16 protein-coding genes are annotated in these 16944 nt (G+C 63.0%); 12 read left to right on the top strand and 4 right to left on the bottom strand.

The window, feature by feature from the left end; all coding sequences use genetic code 11:
- Nucleotides 1–9: 9 nt before the first annotated feature.
- The gene (locus BUS42_RS27135; RefSeq protein WP_074312249.1) at nucleotides 10–1092 is read right to left on the bottom strand and encodes a DUF1559 domain-containing protein; all 1083 of its coding nucleotides are present in this window, start codon (nucleotides 1090–1092) and stop codon (nucleotides 10–12) included.
- Nucleotides 1093–1234: 142 nt separating this feature from the next.
- Between BUS42_RS27135 and BUS42_RS27130 the strand changes: the two genes are divergently transcribed.
- The 4 genes from BUS42_RS27130 to BUS42_RS27115 all read left to right on the top strand — a co-directional run bounded on the left by BUS42_RS27130 (nucleotide 1235) and on the right by BUS42_RS27115 (nucleotide 4612).
- Nucleotides 1235–2302 carry a substrate-binding domain-containing protein gene (locus BUS42_RS27130; protein ID WP_074312247.1) on the top strand — a complete coding sequence of 356 codons (1068 nt, stop codon included), beginning with the start codon at nucleotides 1235–1237 and terminating at the stop codon, nucleotides 2300–2302.
- 146 nt (nucleotides 2303–2448) lie between these two features.
- Nucleotides 2449–3141: a hypothetical protein gene (locus BUS42_RS27125; RefSeq protein ID WP_254053819.1), complete on the top strand. Its 693-nt coding sequence runs from the start codon at nucleotides 2449–2451 to the stop codon at nucleotides 3139–3141.
- On the top strand, nucleotides 3141–4196 hold the full coding sequence (locus BUS42_RS27120; RefSeq protein ID WP_074312245.1) for a DUF1559 family PulG-like putative transporter: 1056 nt from the start codon (nucleotides 3141–3143) through the stop codon (nucleotides 4194–4196). Before BUS42_RS27125 ends, BUS42_RS27120 begins: the two co-directional genes overlap by 1 nt.
- 32 nt (nucleotides 4197–4228) lie before the next feature.
- Nucleotides 4229–4612, top strand: coding sequence for a hypothetical protein (locus BUS42_RS27115; RefSeq protein WP_074312243.1), 384 nt, complete (start codon nucleotides 4229–4231; stop codon nucleotides 4610–4612).
- Between the two features lie 81 nt (nucleotides 4613–4693).
- Here the strand turns inward: BUS42_RS27115 and BUS42_RS27110 are convergent, their stop codons facing one another.
- A complete protein-coding gene (locus BUS42_RS27110; protein ID WP_143206527.1) occupies nucleotides 4694–5752 on the bottom strand; it encodes an endonuclease/exonuclease/phosphatase family protein in 1059 nt (352 codons plus the stop codon).
- Between the two features lie 369 nt (nucleotides 5753–6121).
- Here BUS42_RS27110 and BUS42_RS27105 point away from each other — a divergent pair, with 369 nt between their 5' ends.
- From BUS42_RS27105 to BUS42_RS27070, 8 genes are all read left to right on the top strand, one after another.
- Complete coding sequence (locus BUS42_RS27105; protein WP_074312239.1) at nucleotides 6122–7147, top strand: methyltransferase; 1026 nt, start codon at nucleotides 6122–6124, stop codon at nucleotides 7145–7147.
- Between the two features lie 272 nt (nucleotides 7148–7419).
- Entirely contained in the window at nucleotides 7420–7599 is a 180-nt protein-coding gene (locus BUS42_RS27100; protein ID WP_074312237.1) for a hypothetical protein, read from the top strand.
- 414 nt (nucleotides 7600–8013) lie between these two features.
- Nucleotides 8014–8751, top strand: coding sequence for a type 1 glutamine amidotransferase domain-containing protein (locus BUS42_RS27095; protein ID WP_074312235.1), 738 nt, complete (start codon nucleotides 8014–8016; stop codon nucleotides 8749–8751).
- A gap of 172 nt (nucleotides 8752–8923) precedes the next feature.
- Nucleotides 8924–9328, top strand: a complete 405-nt coding sequence (locus BUS42_RS27090) for a hypothetical protein (protein WP_074312233.1) — start codon at nucleotides 8924–8926, stop codon at nucleotides 9326–9328.
- Between the two features lie 30 nt (nucleotides 9329–9358).
- Nucleotides 9359–10387 carry a YfdX family protein gene (locus BUS42_RS27085; RefSeq protein ID WP_074312231.1) on the top strand — a complete coding sequence of 343 codons (1029 nt, stop codon included), beginning with the start codon at nucleotides 9359–9361 and terminating at the stop codon, nucleotides 10385–10387.
- A 254-nt stretch (nucleotides 10388–10641) separates the two neighbouring features.
- A complete protein-coding gene (locus tag BUS42_RS27080) occupies nucleotides 10642–11253 on the top strand; it encodes an HdeD family acid-resistance protein (RefSeq protein WP_074312229.1) in 612 nt (203 codons plus the stop codon).
- 144 nt (nucleotides 11254–11397) lie between these two features.
- Nucleotides 11398–13326 carry a molecular chaperone DnaK gene (gene dnaK / locus BUS42_RS27075; protein ID WP_074312227.1) on the top strand — a complete coding sequence of 643 codons (1929 nt, stop codon included), beginning with the start codon at nucleotides 11398–11400 and terminating at the stop codon, nucleotides 13324–13326.
- A gap of 259 nt (nucleotides 13327–13585) precedes the next feature.
- Complete coding sequence (locus tag BUS42_RS27070) at nucleotides 13586–14599, top strand: methyltransferase (RefSeq protein WP_074312225.1); 1014 nt, start codon at nucleotides 13586–13588, stop codon at nucleotides 14597–14599.
- A 134-nt stretch (nucleotides 14600–14733) separates the two neighbouring features.
- On the opposite strand, the gene BUS42_RS27065 is transcribed toward BUS42_RS27070, so the two are convergent.
- Together BUS42_RS27065 and BUS42_RS27060 are read right to left on the bottom strand one after the other, a co-directional pair.
- Nucleotides 14734–15771 carry a glycoside hydrolase family 43 protein gene (locus BUS42_RS27065; protein ID WP_083670685.1) on the bottom strand — a complete coding sequence of 346 codons (1038 nt, stop codon included), beginning with the start codon at nucleotides 15769–15771 and terminating at the stop codon, nucleotides 14734–14736.
- 109 nt (nucleotides 15772–15880) lie between these two features.
- Complete coding sequence (locus BUS42_RS27060) at nucleotides 15881–16915, bottom strand: aldo/keto reductase (RefSeq protein WP_074312223.1); 1035 nt, start codon at nucleotides 16913–16915, stop codon at nucleotides 15881–15883.
- Nucleotides 16916–16944 lie beyond the last annotated feature (29 nt).

The following is a 16944-nucleotide window of genomic DNA, read 5'->3' as shown; positions in this document are numbered from 1 at the left end:
TATGAACCCTTAGAACGCATCGGCCGAGACAACTTCGCCACCGTTGCGGCTGCCGAGTCCCTGCCAGGCGGTGACGTTGATCGAGTCTTTGACGAACTGAACGTGGCCGTCGCAGAACAGGGAGTTGGCTCCGCCGGAGTGCCGGCTCCGCGAGGTGATGTTGAGGGAAAGGTTCTGCCAGTCGGCCGCGCTCTTGTCGCTGTGCGGCAACCCGCCCCGGCAGTCATACCGCTTGTCGTTGGGGGGGCGGCGGTGGTTGTACATACTGTGCCCTGGAGCCCCGTACAGCCACTTGACGCCGCGAGTCGGCTGGAAGCCGGTCGGCGGGTTGGTGCTCAGGCACCGGCTCACGTAGTCCGCATCGCTGGTGATCGGCGGGCCGTTGCCCGCCGAGTTGTTACCCGTCAGCACGAAGCCGGCGAGCGGGTCGCGTAAGAAGACCGTCTGGGTGTTCAGGCCGGTGGGTGACCCGTCGGTGGAGCGGATCGTCTCGCTGATCGCCACCGTCTGCGACGTCCCGTCGGTGATCGCCGCCATCGACACCGCCGAGTTCTCGAAGAAGATTCCATTCGGGGCGAGCATGCCCGAGGGCGGAGTTTGCACCACCGAAAAGGCCGACCCCACGTTGAGTAGGTAGTTGTGCACCGCGTACGGACCACCGCCGACCGGGACGAGGGTGGGCCCGCCGTCCGACGGACAGAGCAGGGTGCTGAGAACCGTGACGGCCGCGGTCATGTTCACGGCCGCGCTGGTGCTGGTGTAGTCAGGGTCCGGGTTCATGCTAAAGTTCATCGTATTAAAGAGCGACTGCAACTCGAGCTGCGGGAGCATCTGCGAATAGGCCCCCCAGCAGTGGCCGTTGCCGGCGACGTACGTGTTGATCCGCCCCGGCGCGAACACGTTGCTGGCCGAGAGATAGTTATGCATCGCCAGCCCGATCTGCTTCAGGTTGTTCGCGCACTGAATCCGCCGGGCCGCCTCACGGGCCGCCTGCACCGCGGGCAAGAGCAAGGCGATCAAAACCGCAATGATGGCAATCACCACCAACAACTCGATCAGCGTGAAACCGGGCCGGTGCCTTGCCGTTCTCATGGAAATTGAGCCCAACCGGTGGGGATGACGATCGCAGGCTCCGCCTGTTATCATCGTGCCAGAATGCGACACAATCGTACCGAATGCTCCGTTATACCGAGCCCCCTCGCCCGCTACAAGTCTAGCGGAGACTGACACGATCATGGCGCAGCTCAGCGAGTTCGCGAGTTATCTCCGGGAATGGCGGGGCCGTCGGGGCTGGTCTCAAGAGGATCTGGCGCGGCGGTCGGGACTGTCCCGCGCGGGGGTGAGTGCGATCGAGACGGGCCGGCTCGTGCCGTCGGCCGCGGCGGCGCTCGCGTTGGCCGCCGCGTTGGAGTGTCGGGTGGAGGATCTGTTCCGGCTCCGCAAACCGGAGACCGGAGCGCCCACCTGGGCCTGGGAACCAAGGCGCGAGCCCTGTCGGTACTGGGCGGCCGAGTTGGGGGGCGCGGTCCGGCTCTATCCGGCCGAACCGGGGCCGCTGGGGATGGTCCCGCACGACGGGGTCGTGCATGACGGGACTCGGCAGGCGGGGGAACCGATCGCGATCGACCCGGAGCGGACGCTGATCATGGCCTGCTGCGACCCGGCCGTCGGCTTGCTGGCCGCCGAGCTCGCGCGCGAGGCCGGGGTCCGGCTCCTGGCATTCCAGCGGCCGAGCCGGGCGGCCCTGACCTTACTGGGCCAAGGCCTGGTGCACGCCGCCGGGATTCACCTGAGCCGCCATGACGAGCCGGGGGGGAATGCCGGGGTGGTTCGCGAGGAGCTGGGGCCGGGGTACACGCTGCTCCGGGTCGCCCACTGGGAGGAAGGGGTCGCTCTGGCCCCCGGCCTGGAGCTCGCGACGGTCGGGGCGGCGATTCGCTCGGACCTGCGCTGGATTGGGAGAGAGAGCGGGTCGGGAGCCCGCCAATGCCTCGACGAGCTGCTGGCGGGTCGTTGGATTCCCAACCGCATCGCGTCCGATCATCGGGGGGTGGCCGAAGCACTCCGGGGCGGCTGGGCCGACGCAGGCGTTTGCCTCCGCCTGGTCAGCGAGGAGGCGGGCCTCGACTTCCTCGGCGTCCGCCAGGAGGCGTACGACCTCTGCTTCCCCACCCGTTGGGAAGACGACCCCAGGCTCAAGGCCCTGGTCCAGGCCGTCCGCTCACCGAGCTACCGACAAGCCCTGGCCGACCTGCCCGGCTACGACAGCTCCGCCGCCGGCGCCCTGCAACGTGTGAGCTAATCAGGCAAAGGCCGGACCACTTCAAACCTCCCGCAAAAAGCGAGTGGGGATGCGTCTCCCGATCCTCCTCTTGAAATCTTCGAGCCGAAGTCTGACAATTGTCTTGGCCGCTCACCGGCTGACCTGGAACCCAGGGGCCAAACGCCATGTCATCGATTGTCCGCAGTCTCATGTTCGGAACAATCCTGCTCGCTCTGGGGCCGCGGTCGGCGGTTGCGGGCATGCCGACCGTAACGCTTTCCGACATCGCGCGGATGCGGGCGCAAACGATCTCGTTCTTCTTGGTTGGCTTCCTGGTCTGTGCGTTGGGCATCCAGTGGGTCTGGAATTCGCTCCGTGCCGACTTCTCCCGGCTCCCCCGGCTCTCGTATGGGAAGGCGGTGGGGGTTGTCGTGCTCTGGGGCCTGCTTTTCCTCCTCGTCCTGACGATGATCTCGGGGGCGCGTGAGCTCATGACTCCGGGCGCCTGGCGGCAAGAGGGGTACACCTTCAAACTCCCGGACGCGACCAAGCCACCGATCCCCGAGCAAGAGTCGACCCGCCGCCAGAGCCTCGAACGGCTCCGCGGTGCGCTCTGGACCTACGCCCGAGGGCACGAGGGCCAATTCCCGGCCGACGCCACCGACCCCGCCATTCCCGAGCCGTTCTGGCAGGTGCCGGACCCTTCAGGCATGCGGTACGTCTATCACGGCGGGCAGGTCGCGGACCGAGGGGCAACACCCCTCGCGCTCGAGCCCGACCTCTTCGGCAACGGCCGGCTCGTGCTCCTGACCAGCGGCGAGATCCGCTGGATGAACGCTCAGGAAACCCAAGAGAACGTTGAAGCGAGGAACCCCTGATGCGTCGAAGCCTCAAGTGGGGAAGCCTCAAGTGGGGAAGCCTGGGATTCCTGATCCTCCTGCTGTTGGGATGCGCCGGCATCGCCGTACCCATCGATCTGATCGTGAGCCTCGCCTTTGGCTGGCTGCTCTTTCTGAAAAGGTCCCCGGAGGTTCAGATCAACGGCAGCGGCATCCTCAGTGGTGTCGTTTGCCTCACTTTATTCGCGGTCGGGCTGCACCACTTCCTGCGATGGCTCCACGGACAGATTCAACAAGGGCAGGGGGGCGACCCACCCACGAGTCCGTGGAAGTGGTCGTGGACCACCTCGTTGGTTGCGATCATCGTATTGATGTTCGTGGCCGGGCTCACGAGTGTGGGAGTCGCCCACCAGACGGGTTGGCTCCTGACATCGAGCGAGCCTCTTCTCTCATTTGGCATCATGAGAGGCGAGCGTTCTCAAGCGGTCAACAACCTCAAACAGATGGGGCTGGCTCTTTACAACTATCATCATCATGAGGAAACAGCATATTATCCTCCCGGTGGGACGTTCGACTCGCAGGGGCGTGCTCAACACGGTTGGCAGGCACTGATCCTGGCCCAAATGGACAATCAGGTTCTGTACAACCAGATCAACTTCGACCTCCCTTGGAACGACCGGAGCAACAGCACATCGTTCGGGACCACCCTGGAGTTCTACAACAACCCGGGAATCCACGGCTTCGAGAAGGACAGCAAGGGTTACGCCCTCAGTCATTACTCCGGAAATGCGTGGGTGCTCGGAGGTGACAAAAGTCGCAACTCCAAAGACATCACCGACGGCGGAGCGCAAACGCTCATGGCGGGAGAGGCCCCTTCCCACTTCAAGCCGTGGGGCCACCCCACGAACTGGCGTGATCCGGCCCAAGGAATCAACCGCTCGCTCGACGGGTTTGGCGGCCCCTTTCCCGGTGGAGCGAATTTCTCATTCGTTGATGGTTCGGTCCGGTACCTCAAGAACACCATCGACCCGCGAATCTTCAAGGCGCTGGGAACGCCGAGCGGGGGCGAGGTGATCTCGAACGATCAGTACTGATTCGGGTCAGGTCCTTCGATAAGGAAACGAACATGACGGGAATTCACGCTCCTTCTCGATCGAAAGCGTGGCTGGCGTCTTGCTGCCAACTGAAGACCTGGCATCTTGGGCTGCTGGTCCTGTACACGGCGATCGCGATCGTGAACGTCCAGGATCAGCGTCAGGCGGATCCCAGCCTGATCGCGTTGGCCTCAGCAGGCCTCGTCGCCTATCCAGTCATCGGCTGGCTCGCCTGGCAAGGCGCTCGCCGGTTCGAGGCCCGGCTGGGCCCGTTGCCGGTGCTCGCTCTCTACCTCATCGCCATGGCGGGGCTCTTCCTGGTTGCGACGATCATCTACCTCGTGATCGAAAACCAATATCTGGTCGGCGGCTTCCGAATCCGCCATTTCCTCGGGGCAGTTTTCGGCTCGGTTTGAGAAATTGGGCCTGGAGAAATCGTGATTTGGCGATATTCCTCGCTTGAACCGAGCCCGCCCTTAATTTTTGACGGTCGCCCCTCAGGGCTGCAAAAGTTCCAAGTCGCAAATCACCATACGATGATCCGAATACCGGGTCTTGGCAACGATGACCTTCCGCGTTCGAAGCGAACGCGACGCCCAAACCTGGTCGATCCGAAGAAAGGGGAAGTCATTGATGATCGTATTCCCCCAACCCCGTCCCGCCTCGCGAAAGGTGTCGTAAAGTCGAGGCGAAAACGGCCGGAACGCCGCGTCTCGTTGTGGGGCGTTGAGGTCTCCTCCCAGGATGATCGGGATCGAGGCAGGGATCGCCTCAAGGCGACGGACGAGGGTTGCGACTTGCTCGCGCCGTTGTCGCCGATTGGCCGCTTGCTCACGCCAACAGTCGGGCGACCCGACGTCGAGCCGGAAGACCGCGGGCACCAGTCTCGTGCTCATCACCTCGACCGCGAGACCCGACGCGAGTTGGACTCGCGCCTGGACGAAGTACGCGCGCAGGTTCGGCGGCAAGGGTGCGGCGACCACTTTCCCGCGCACGAGCAACGAGGCGTCGGGCCCGGGAACGACGCTCCCCTCCTCCCCGAATAATTCGCGAGCCAACGCCTCGACCACCGCTCGGTTGAGCGACTCCTGGAGCAGCACGATGTCGGGGCGGTAGCGCGCGACTTCGCGCGCGGCGTTCGGATTCCCGATCGCGCAATTCAAGGAAACGACCCGCACGGCTCGTCCGGCCCGCCTCGCCTCACGCCAGGCATTCTCGGAGGAGGTCGCGGTCAACGACCGCATCAGGCTCCCTGGTTCTTCCGCAAACGCAAGCACGAAAAGACACCAGGCCAAGAAGGCGACGATCGCGACTCCGCGACGGCCCTGACGACGCACTCCCCACGCCGTAAGGCTGAGAGTCAAGCCGGGAACGAGCCAAGCCCAAACCGGGAAGACCGTGATCGCCGCGCACGCGTCGGGCTGAACCCACAAGGTCCCGACCAGGGCAAGCCAGAACAAGGCCGAGAGTCCCCACAGGAGATCGCCCACCACTCTGCGCCAGCGCGGCGTTCGCTCCAGCCGTTCGCTTGCGGCGGGAGACTCCGGCGCGATCAACCGTCCCGCTCCGGATCGCACGTCGTGGGGTCGCCCCTCATGATTGTCGTCATCACGTGTCGCTTCTTCCTCGCCGATTTCGATTCCATGGGCTGAGGCGACCAGCCCGGTCCCGACGTTCTGTCCTTGATCTGGCACGATACCCGGGGTGAGGTCGCGTATCTTATCGTCTCACGTCACTTGGCGCCGTACCAGTTCCGGGCTGGCGAAGGCGGACTTGCCTCGGCCAGGGTATGCCGCCATTCTCTCATTCTTTTTCATTCGATTGATCGTTTATACCAACAACATCGTTATTTAAGATGGATTGCGTTGAACAAAACACCGGGTTAAGGTCTCCACCTTCCCCGGTTCATGCCCAGGAGGATTTGCATGGCTCAAGCGACGCCTTCCCCTACCGAGCAGCTCTTCCAGATCATCAACGGTTTCTGGACTTCGCGGGCGGTCTACGTCGCCGCGAAGCTCGGACTTGCCGACTTCGTGCAGGAGGGGCCGAAGTCGGCCGACGAATTGGCCGCGGCGACGGGCACGCACGCCCCTTCGCTGTACCGGGTGCTCCGGGCGCTGGCGAGCACCGGAATTTTCCTTGAGGACGAGCAAGGGCGATTCGCGGCGACGCCCCTGAGCGACGTCCTCCGGTCCGGCGTTCCCGGCTCGCTCCGGGCGAGTGCGATTTCGGAGTTGGGCGAAGACCATTACGACGCCTGGCGCAACGTCCTCCAGAGCGTGAAAACCGGGGAGATCGCCTTCGACCACCACTTCGGGATGCCGGTCTGGGAGTATTACGCTCAGAACCAGGAGGTCGCCCAGGTCTTCAACGAGTCGATGTCCGGGCTCACCCGGTCGATCGAAGCGGCGGTGGTCCGCTCCTGCGACTTCTCCCATGGCCGCACCGTGGTGGACGTAGGAGGGGGACACGGCACCTTCCTGGCTGCGATCCTCAAGGCGAACCCGACGGCGAAGGGGATTCTCTTCGATGCGCCTCGGGTCGTCGCGGAGGGGCAAAACGGCCTCCTCAGCGCGGAGGGGCTGGGAGGACGGATCGAGGCCGTCGGCGGTGATTTCTTCGCGTCGGTCCCCGGCGGCGGCGACATCTACACGCTCAAGTGGATCATTCACGATTGGGACGACGCCAAGAGTGTCGCGATCCTCAAGAACTGCCATCGCGCGATGGCTCGAGGGGGCCGGCTCCTCCTGGTCGAGTCGGTGATCCCGCCACGGAATGAGCCCTCCCTGGGCAAGTTCATGGATTTGAACATGCTCGTGATGACCGGGGGACGAGAGCGGACCGCGGACGAGTTCCGCGACCTCCTGGCAGCCGCCGGCTTCCGGCTCGCGCGGATCATTGCGACCCCCTCGCCGGTCAGCGTGATCGAAGCCTTGCGCGAGGAAGAGTGATCTTCATCGCAAGCCGACAACGCGTCCGATCCCAAGGGAGCGGCCTCCGGCTCGTCACGGACGGCAGAATGAGCAGGCTGACGCTTCGGCGTGGTCAACCTTGGGGTGGGCACGTCCCAAATTAAGATTTTCAACCACGAATAACACGAATAAAACAACAAACAAAACCAAAAATTAATTAATTCTAAATCCTTGAACTATTCGTGTTATTCGTGGTTAAAAATCTGAGATTTATTTCTCCGTTCAACCTCCTTTCTGGCAAGGAGATCACGATGATGACAGTGAGCCTCTGTGAACGTTGCGAGGGGATGAGGGTGATCATCTCAGGGAAAGGATCCCGGTTCTTGCTCTGCGAACGGTCGCAAACCGATGCTCGGTTCGTGAAATACCCCAGCCAGCCGGTCCTCCGGTGCCAGGGGTATGCCGAGCGAAGTGACTCCAAGCCCAGGTAGGCGCCGGGAGCTGGCGAACTTTGCTCCCTGCCAACGCCTTGCGCATGCCCACGTTCGCCGCGCGAGAGAATGGGTTCAAAAAAGCGAACGCAGGAGCCGCGCGGTTGGGAAAAACCACGGCGCGCCGCTTCGCCAAGATGTCGCTCACTCTGAGTAGGCCCGACAAAGTGTCACCCGATCTCCGTGCCGGGGATCACTCGCCCACCGCCCTCGCTTCACGTCCCACACCGCCCATCCCTGCTCGCAACCTGTTGCAAATCCAAAAGTTAAGACGATCCACCCAAAAGATCCCGCCCCGCACCGATCGCATGGCGCACCCCTTGCGTCTGCTGACTTGAGTGCAAGGTTCGATCGTCCGGGACGGGAAAAGCGCGGGATCGACGACGAACGTGCCGAGGCGAAAGGAACGACAACATGATCCGACTCCTGATGGTCGTGACTGGGGTCGATCACCTGACCTTGATCGATGGGACGATTCGGAAGACCGGCTTCTGGGCCGAGGAGCTCGTCGTCCCTCACGAGTTGTTCAAAACGGCCGGTTTCATCGTGGAGATCGCCACGCCGGGCGGCGTCCCGGCCCCGCTTGATCAGGAAAGCCTGACTCCGGAGAAAAACTCGGGAGGGTCGAAGGTGATCAAGCACTTCAAGGAGTATCTCGACTCGCTTGAGGATCTGAAGCACCCACTCGTCTTGGAACGACTCTCCCAGGCCCAGGTCGACTCCTACGACGCAATCTTTCTGCCAGGGGGCCATGGCCCCTTGCAGGACCTGGCTCACTCGCCGGAGCTCGGGGAAATCCTCAGTCGCATGCAGGAGGACCACAAGCTCATTGCCGCCGTCTGTCACGGCTCCGCGGGGCTGCTGCCGGCCACTCATGCGGACGGCACCTGGACGTTTCAGGGGTATCGGCTCACCGGGTTCACGAACCAGGAAGAGCACGAGGTCGGGCTGGCGGCCAAGATGCCGTTCCTCCTCGAAACCAGGCTGCGCGACCAAGGGGCCGACTTCCAGTCAGGGAAGTCCTGGATGCCTTATATCATCACGGATCGCAACCTCGTGACCGGGCAAAACCCCACCTCCTCGTTTGGAGTCGCGGAAGCCACGATTGCCTGGCTGAGCGCCCAGGTCTCGAGCTCATTCCAAGACGCGTGAACTCGCTGTGTGTCGGTTTGTCCCGCGCACGACCTCGGTCGGCCCCGCAGATGAGTGATTCGGATCCCGCCCCAACCAACGGGGCATCCCGTCAGCCCGGAGCCCCGAACCTCAAGGAACCCAAACCCTTCGAGGGGGGGCCCTTTTTTTATATTTTTCGGGAGACTCAATCATGGTCGATTTACGCGGACTTGAAGAGCGGATCCTCCGCAACGGACGGGTGGAAGGCCATGAAATCGAGGTGCTTCGCAGCGCCTTGTTGACCAACGGTACGTTCAACCTCAGAGAGGCCGATTTCCTGGTCGAGCTGCACAAGCGAGTGCAACAGCGCACGCATGCCTTCGAGCAATTCTTCTACAACTCGATCAAGAAGTACATCCTGGCGGACGGCCGGATCGGACCTGAGAAGTCGGAATGGCTCCGACGCATGGTTCTTCAGGACGACAAGGTCGAAGACGAGGAACGCGAGTTCCTGCGGCAACTCAAGGGGGAGGCCGCTGAGCTGAGTCCGGAATTCGATGCCCTGTTCGGAGAATGCATGAAGTATCCACCCGAGCAACGCACCTCGGGAGGTTGACCAGCCACCAAAACTTAAGGAGATCCAATCATGCGAGACCGTCATTCAGAGTCGAGATCCACGTGGCGACTTCTGGCCGCATGCCTGCTGGTCTTCGGGTTTACCGCTGGGCCGGCGTGGGGGCAGCAGACGTCCTCGACCTCGACCAAGGACCAAGAAACCAACAAGGAGAAGAACAACCCTCGCGTTGTCCGAACCTTCGGCACCGAGAAGGGGTATCATACCGAGCTGACGAACGAGACCACGGGGAGCCTGCCCCAAGAAGATCAGCGGCAGCTCTCGCTGCTGATGGTGGATATCTTCGAGCACATCGAGAAGGCTCGCGTTGCGCTTGATGCCGACGATCCCACTGGGGCGCTCAAGGAACTGACCAAGGGGCGTGAGGGAACCTTGGCGATCCGCAAGATGCTGCCCAAGACGATTGTCCATACGAAGACCGTCGCCCCCGACGGCAAACTGATCTTCGAGGACGAGCTCACGATCCAGGACGACGACATTCCCTTATACGCGGGGATTCTCCATTCCCAGACGTTGGCCCCGATCGTGGAGGCCCGACGTAATGCATTTGCGGTCGCCGGCCTCCAGGTTGTCGAGTCCGAGCGAGTCATCACGGAGGCCATCGCCAAACTCGACCCGATCGAGGCCCAGCTCACGAGGGCAACCAAGGCCCTCGGAGAGAACAAGGCCGACGTCGCCTCCAAGGCGCTGGCGATGGCCCTGGTCCGTGGCCTCGATTTCCGCTCCTTCAAGGAGGACTCCGAACTCGCCTCCGCCCGGGACGCGATCTGGTTTGCGAAGCGGTCCTTGGAAGAGAACAACACCGAGCAGGCCATGACCAATATCAATGTCGCTCATCAGCGGTTGATGGTCTACCGCGAAGTGCTCCCGAAAGACAAGCGCAAGGATGTAGATGATCTCCTGCGTGAGGTCGACCAAATGGAGAACCAGCTCCGCCTGGAGCGAACCCACCCCACCAGCCCCGCCGAGCGAGCACGCCAGGGCCAAACGGCGACGCACTGGTGGGACAAAGTCAACACATGGCTCCATCACCATCTTTAATCACCAGTTCTTGACCCACCGGTCCACGCCCCCCGCAATCGCGGGGGGCCGTCGGCAATAGCGATGACGACGGCAACTGCGACCGGGTCTCGAAACGACCGCCCGAGTGGCTGGCGATCACTCGGTTGGTCCTCGTTACTGTCCCGAAAAGTCCTCGAGTCCGCCCCCCACGGTAGGGAAGGGAATGGCTCAAAAAAACTCAACCAATGCATCCTTTTTGATTCAAATCTCTATTCACGCATGGGAGCAAGAAAATGGTCGTCTTGGCACGGAACTGGTGGGCCCTGGTGTTGCGCGGTGTCGTCGCGGTGCTCTTCGGGGTCGCGGCCTTCGCCTGGCCGGGGATCACCCTGGCGAGCTTGATTCTGCTCTACGGGGCCTTCGCCCTGGTCGGTGGCCTTTTCACCATCGCTGCGGCCATTTCCGGGCGGCCGGTGGGGGGACAGCATTGGTGGGCCTTGCTCATTGATGGCCTGCTCGGCGTCGCCGTGGGCATCGTGGCATTCGCCTGGCCGGGGATCACGGCGCTGGCGTTACTCTACCTGATCGCGTTCTGGGCCGTCCTCACGGGCGTGCTCGAAATCATCGCGGCCCTCCGGCTCCGCAAGGAGATCGAAGGCGAATGGCTGCTGGCGATCAGCGGCATGCTGTCCGTCCTGTTTGGACTGGCCCTGATCGTCAGGCCAGTCACCGGGGCCCTGGCCGTCGTCTGGCTGATCGGAGCGTACTCGATCGCCTTCGGCGTGCTGATGATCGTCCTCGGATTCCGGATGCGGAGTTGGTCGCACCTCATGATCCATGGAATCGGCCATCCCGTGATCGACCCGAGCGAGTCGATCATCAAACGTCCACCGAACTTCGCATAACCCTTGACCCTAAGAAATCACGACTTGCCGACGGATTCACTCGTCCCCTTTGCCCTCGTGAGGCTCGTTCCCAACGCTCGTGCGTGACCTGACTGACGTCGACCTTGGATCCTGGCTCGTCGGACACTCGAGAGGAGGTTCATCGTGGCAGAAGGCGAAAAGATTATTGGGATCGACCTGGGGACGACCAACAGCGTCGTGGCGGTGATGGAAGGGGGCGAGCCGACGGTCATTCCCAACCAAGAGGGCAGCCGGCTGACCCCCTCGGTCGTCGCCTTCACCAGCAAGGGAGAGGTCCTCGTCGGCGAGCCGGCCAGACGCCAGGCCGTCACCAACCCCAAGGGGACGGTCTATTCCATCAAACGGTTCATGGGGCGGCGGCACAAGGAAGTCGCCACCGAGGAAAAGATGGTCCCGTACACCATCGTCGGCGGCCCCGACGACTTCGTCAAAATCCAGGTGAGCGGCAAGGAGTACACGCCCCCCGAGATCTCGGCCTACATCCTCCGCAAGCTGAAGGAGGCCGCCGAGAGCCACCTCGGACACAAGGTCCGCAAGGCCGTGATCACGGTTCCCGCCTACTTCAACGACAGCCAGCGCCAGGCCACCAAGGACGCCGGCCAGATCGCCGGTCTGGAAGTCGCCCGAATCATCAACGAGCCGACCGCCGCGGCCCTCGCCTATGGACTCGACAAGAAGAAGAACGAGAAGATCGCCGTCTTCGACCTCGGCGGCGGCACCTACGACATCTCGATCCTCGACGTTGGCGACGGCGTGTTTGAAGTCCTCTCCACCCACGGCGACACCCACCTGGGGGGCGACGACTGGGATGAGGCCCTGATCAACGACATCGCCAGCACCTTCAAGAAAGAGCAGGGGATCGATCTTCGCCAAGACCAGATGGCCCTCCAACGCTTGAAGGAAGCCGCCGAGAAGGCCAAAAAAGACCTCTCGTTCCAGGCCCAGGCCGACATCAACCTGCCGTTCATCACCGCCGACCAGCACGGCCCCAAGCACCTCACGACGGTGATCACCCGCGCCCAGTTCGAGAAGTTGACCGACGCACTCTTCGAGCGCGTCAAGCCGCCGGTCCGCAAGGCGCTCGAAGACGCCAAGCTCACCCCGGCGGAGATCCACGAGGTCGTCCTCGTCGGCGGCGCAACTCGGATGCCACGGGTCCAGCAGATCGTCAAGGAACTGTTTGGCAAGGAGCCCCACAAGGGGGTCAACCCCGACGAGGTCGTCGCCGTCGGCGCGGCGATTCAAGGCGCGGTCTTGACCGGCGAGGTCAAGGATCTGCTCCTGCTCGACGTCACCCCACTCTCGCTCGGCCTGGAGACCAAGGGAGGCGTCTTCACCAAGCTCGTGGAGCGGAACACCACGATCCCGACCGAGAAGAAAGAGACGTTCACCACCGCCGACGACAACCAGACCGCGGTCACGATCAAGGTTTATCAAGGCGAGCGGCCGATGGCGGCCGATAACCGGCTGCTCAGCGAGTTCAACCTGGACGGGATCCCGCCCGCCCGCATGGGAACGCCTCAAATCGAGGTGGCGTTCAACCTCGATGCCAACGGAATCCTCCAGGTCTCCGCCAAGGACAAGGGCACCGGCAAGGAGCAGTCGGTCAAGGTCGAATCGTCCGGCGGCCTGACCAAGGACGAGATCGAGCGCATGCAGCACGACGCCGCCGCGCACGCCGCCGAGGACAAGCGCCGTCGCGATCTCGCCGAGGCCCGCAACAGTGCCGAACAGCGCGTCTACCAACTGGAAAAACTCCTCGAGGAGAATAAGGGCAAACTTTCGGAATCCGATATGGCTGCGGTCCGAGGCGCCATCGCCAAGGTCAACCAGGTGAAGACCGGGGAAGACACCGCCGCGATCAACCAGGCGCTCGAGGACCTGCAACGGGCCAGCCAGGCCATGTCCGAACACCTCTACGCCGCATCAGCGGCCACACCTGGAGGCCAGGCGGGAGCAGGAGCCGCCACATCGTCGAACGGAGGCGCGGGGCAAAAACAGGGCAAGGGGGAAGAAGAAGTCATCGACGTTGATTTTGAACAAAAGACTTGATCGTCAATTTTCATGATAAACAAAAAGCGTAAGCTCCCTGTCTGATCGCGCTTGCCTCTTCTCTCTCACAAAGACAGGGAGCTGACGCTCCCTGCTCGCCGTTAGGGCGAGCGAAACTTTCCGGGCGTGCGAAGTCAAGGATGACCGCCGCCAACAAGTGGCGATTCCCGGCTTGTCATCGGCTCCACGGAACCGCTATCTTCCTTCGAGCCCAGCCCAGGGCACGGAAGACTGTTCTGAACCGACGAAGGAGCCGATCATGCCCGAACCGACCGCCCAGGACCAGATGGCCCGGATGATCACCGGATCCTGGATCTCGCAAGCCGTATACGTCGCCGCCAAGCTCGGTCTCGCCGACCGGCTCAAGGACGGCCCCAAGGGCGTTGAGGAGCTTGCCCAGACCACCGGCACGCACGCTCGCTCGCTTTACCGCCTGCTCCGAGCCCTGGCGAGCGTGGGCATCTTCTCCGAGGACGGCGCGGGTCGGTTTCAGCTCACTCCGCTGGCCGAGACGCTCCGGAGCGATGAGCCGAGCTCGCAGTGGGCGATGGCCGTCATGATGGGCGAAGAGCATTACCAGGCGTGGGGCGACTTGTTGGGGAGCATCCGGACGGGCGAAACCGCATTCGACCGCATCTACGGCAAGCCGATCTTCGACTACCTGGGGGAACGCCCCGAACAGGCTGCCTTATTCGACGCCGCCATGACCTCGATCCACGGACGCGAAACCCAAGCCTTTCTCGACGCCTATGACCTCTCCGGCATCAACGTCCTGGCGGATATCGGCGGCGGCAATGGCCGGAACCTGATCGGCATCTTACAACGCTATCCCCAAATGAACGGGATCCTTTTCGACCTCCCTCACGTCATCGACCGCGCCCGCCAAAACCTGGAACAGGCCGGTGTCGCCGATCGCTGCCAGTTGATCGCCGGCAACTTCTTCGACTCCATCCCCGTCGAAGCCGACGCCTATTTCATGAGACACATCATCCACGACTGGGATGACGAAAAGTCCACGCGAATTCTGGGGAACATCCGCCGTTCGATGCCGGAACGGGCAACACTGCTGGTCGTCGAGCATGTCCTACCGACAGGGAACCAACCCTCGTTCGGCAAGCTCCTGGACCTCAACATGCTCCTCCTGCCAGGAGGCGCCGAGCGCACCGCGGACGAGTTCCGGCAGCTCTATGAAGCAGCGGGCTTTCAACTCAGCCGGATCGTGCCCACCCAGGGGGACCTCAGCGTCGTCGCGGGGGAGCGAGCCAACGGATAGGTGAGACCGCGGCCCCACCAGGGGAAGAGAGACAGGGGGCGGTCGCTCCCTGTCTTTCTGGAGAGAGAGAAACACAATAAGAAGGTGGGCCGTGCCCACCCTACGAATCAAGAATCCAGCAAACACTCACGGCTTTACTGTTTTTCGGGAGGCTCGCCCGACGGGGAAGCGATCTCGGAGGTCAGGGGGAGGGGCCGGCCGAAGTTCGGCGTCCCGTCCGGGTTCCAGTGGAATCGTTGGGCCCGCGTGGAGCGATCGGCGTAGGTCTGGCGGGTGCCCGACTTGGCGTGGTAGACGATCCAGTCTTCCTGGCCGTCGGGAGAGCGGAAGAAGGCGTTATGCCCTGGCCCGAAGACGCCCTTTTCGTCGTCGCGTTCGAAGACCGGGGTGGGGTGCTGGTTCCACGACGCCGGATCCAGCAAGTCGCTGGCGGGGTCGGCGATCAGCATCCCGAGTTTGTAGTCCGGGGTATCCGCGGGGCACGCCGAGTAGATCAGGAAGATTTTGCCGTGACGCTGGAGCGTGACCGGACCTTCGCGCACCCCCGCGCAGCCGAAGCCGGCGGCGGGCAGAGCCACACGCGGACCGGTCAGCGTCCACGGGTTGGACATCCGTGACAGATAGAGCCCTTGCCCCGTCGTGCTCGGGCGGCCGCACCAGAGGAAGTAGAGCGACCCGTCGACCTTGAGAATGGTGCCGTCGATCGCGTAATAGCGATCGTCGGGATCGGTCTTGAATTTCGCTTTGAACGTATAAGGACCGAGCGGGTCGTCCCCGCGGCTCTCCGCCACGTACAGGCGGTGATGCGTGTCGTCGCCGTCGGACGCCGTGTAGTAGAGATACCAGTGCGGGCCGTCCTCGCCATTGAATCGGTGGAATTCGGGGGCCCAGAGATCTCGAAATCGCGATGGATTGTCGTCCTTCCAGACGACCTGGCTGGGCGCGTCCTTGAGTTCCCCCAGTCGCCTGGCACGCTGGAGCCGGATATCACTCGAAGTGGTCGTCGAGAGGTAGTACCAGCCGTCATGCACGATCACCCAGGGGTCCGCCCCATCGAGCTTGAGCGGGTTGCGGAACGTAGGCTCGGCGGCGAAGCTCGGACCCGGGACGAATGAAAGCAAGAACAGAAGTAAGGGAAAGCAAGTTCGAAGCGATCGTCGCCGGTGAGTCATTGCGTTCCTCGTGTTGCGCACCAGAGAACAGGCGATTCTGAAAAAAAACGCCCGGCCGGTGGGAATGACCCTACCTGGTCGGGCGGGCGATGCCAAGACCATCGATCGCTCAGGCAACGGGCGGTGGGTTTCGCTCGGCGAAGCCGCGCTGGTGCCAGTACGGATAGGCCGAGGTCACGGCGCTGGCGGCGTCGAGCGTCGCGACCTGGGCCGCGGTGAGGTTCCAGCCAACGGCGCCGAGGTTCTGCCGCAGTTGCTCCTCGTTCCGCGCTCCGATGACGACGGTCGAGACGCTCGGCCGCTGGAGCAGCCAGTTGAGCGCGATCTGAGGTACGGTCTTGCCGGTCTCGTTCGCGACCTCATCGAGGGCGTCGACCACGCGGAAGAGGAACTCGTCCGCAACCGGCGGGCCGATGTCGGTCACTTTCTGATTGTGAAGCCGACTGGTTTGCGGAAGCGGCCCGCCGCGGCGGATCTTCCCGGTAAGCCGGCCCCACCCGAGCGGGCTCCAGACCACAGCGCCAACCTTCTGGTCGAGGGCCAGCGGCATCAACTCCCACTCGTAGTCGCGGCCGATCAGCGAGTAGTACGCCTGATGCGCTACGTACCGGGCGAGCCCGTATTTTTCCGAGACGGCCAGCGCCTTCATGACGTGCCAACCGGAGAAATTCGAGCAGCCGATGTAGCGAATCTTCCCCGCGCGAACCAGGTCGTCGAGCGTGCCCAGCACCTCCTCAGCCGGCGTCAAGGCGTCATAACCGTGAAGCTGGTAGAGGTCGATATAATCCGTGCCCAGCCTCCTCAAGCTCCCTTCGACCGCCCTGGTGAGATGGAACCGCGAGGAGCCCACGTCGTTCGGCCCCGCCCCATGGCGAAACGTCCCCTTGGTGGAGATGAGCACCTGGTCCCGGCGTCCCTTGATCGCCTGGCCGAGGATCTCCTCCGCCAGGCCGTCCGAGTAGACGTCGGCCGAGTCGAACATGGTGAGCCCGGCCTCAAGACAGACGTCGACCAACCGTGTCGCCTCGGCGACGTCGCTCGCCCCCCACGCCTTGAAGAACTCGTTGCCGCCCCCAAAGGTGCCGGTACCAAAGCTGAGTACGGGGACCTTGAAACCCGATCCGCCAAGCTGCCGATATTCCATCAGATCATGCTCCCGTGAAGCCTTTTCCG

This window comes from Singulisphaera sp. GP187, assembly GCF_900129635.1.
Lineage (GTDB): Bacteria > Planctomycetota > Planctomycetia > Isosphaerales > Isosphaeraceae > Singulisphaera.
This window is presented reverse-complemented; position numbering and strand designations above follow the sequence as displayed.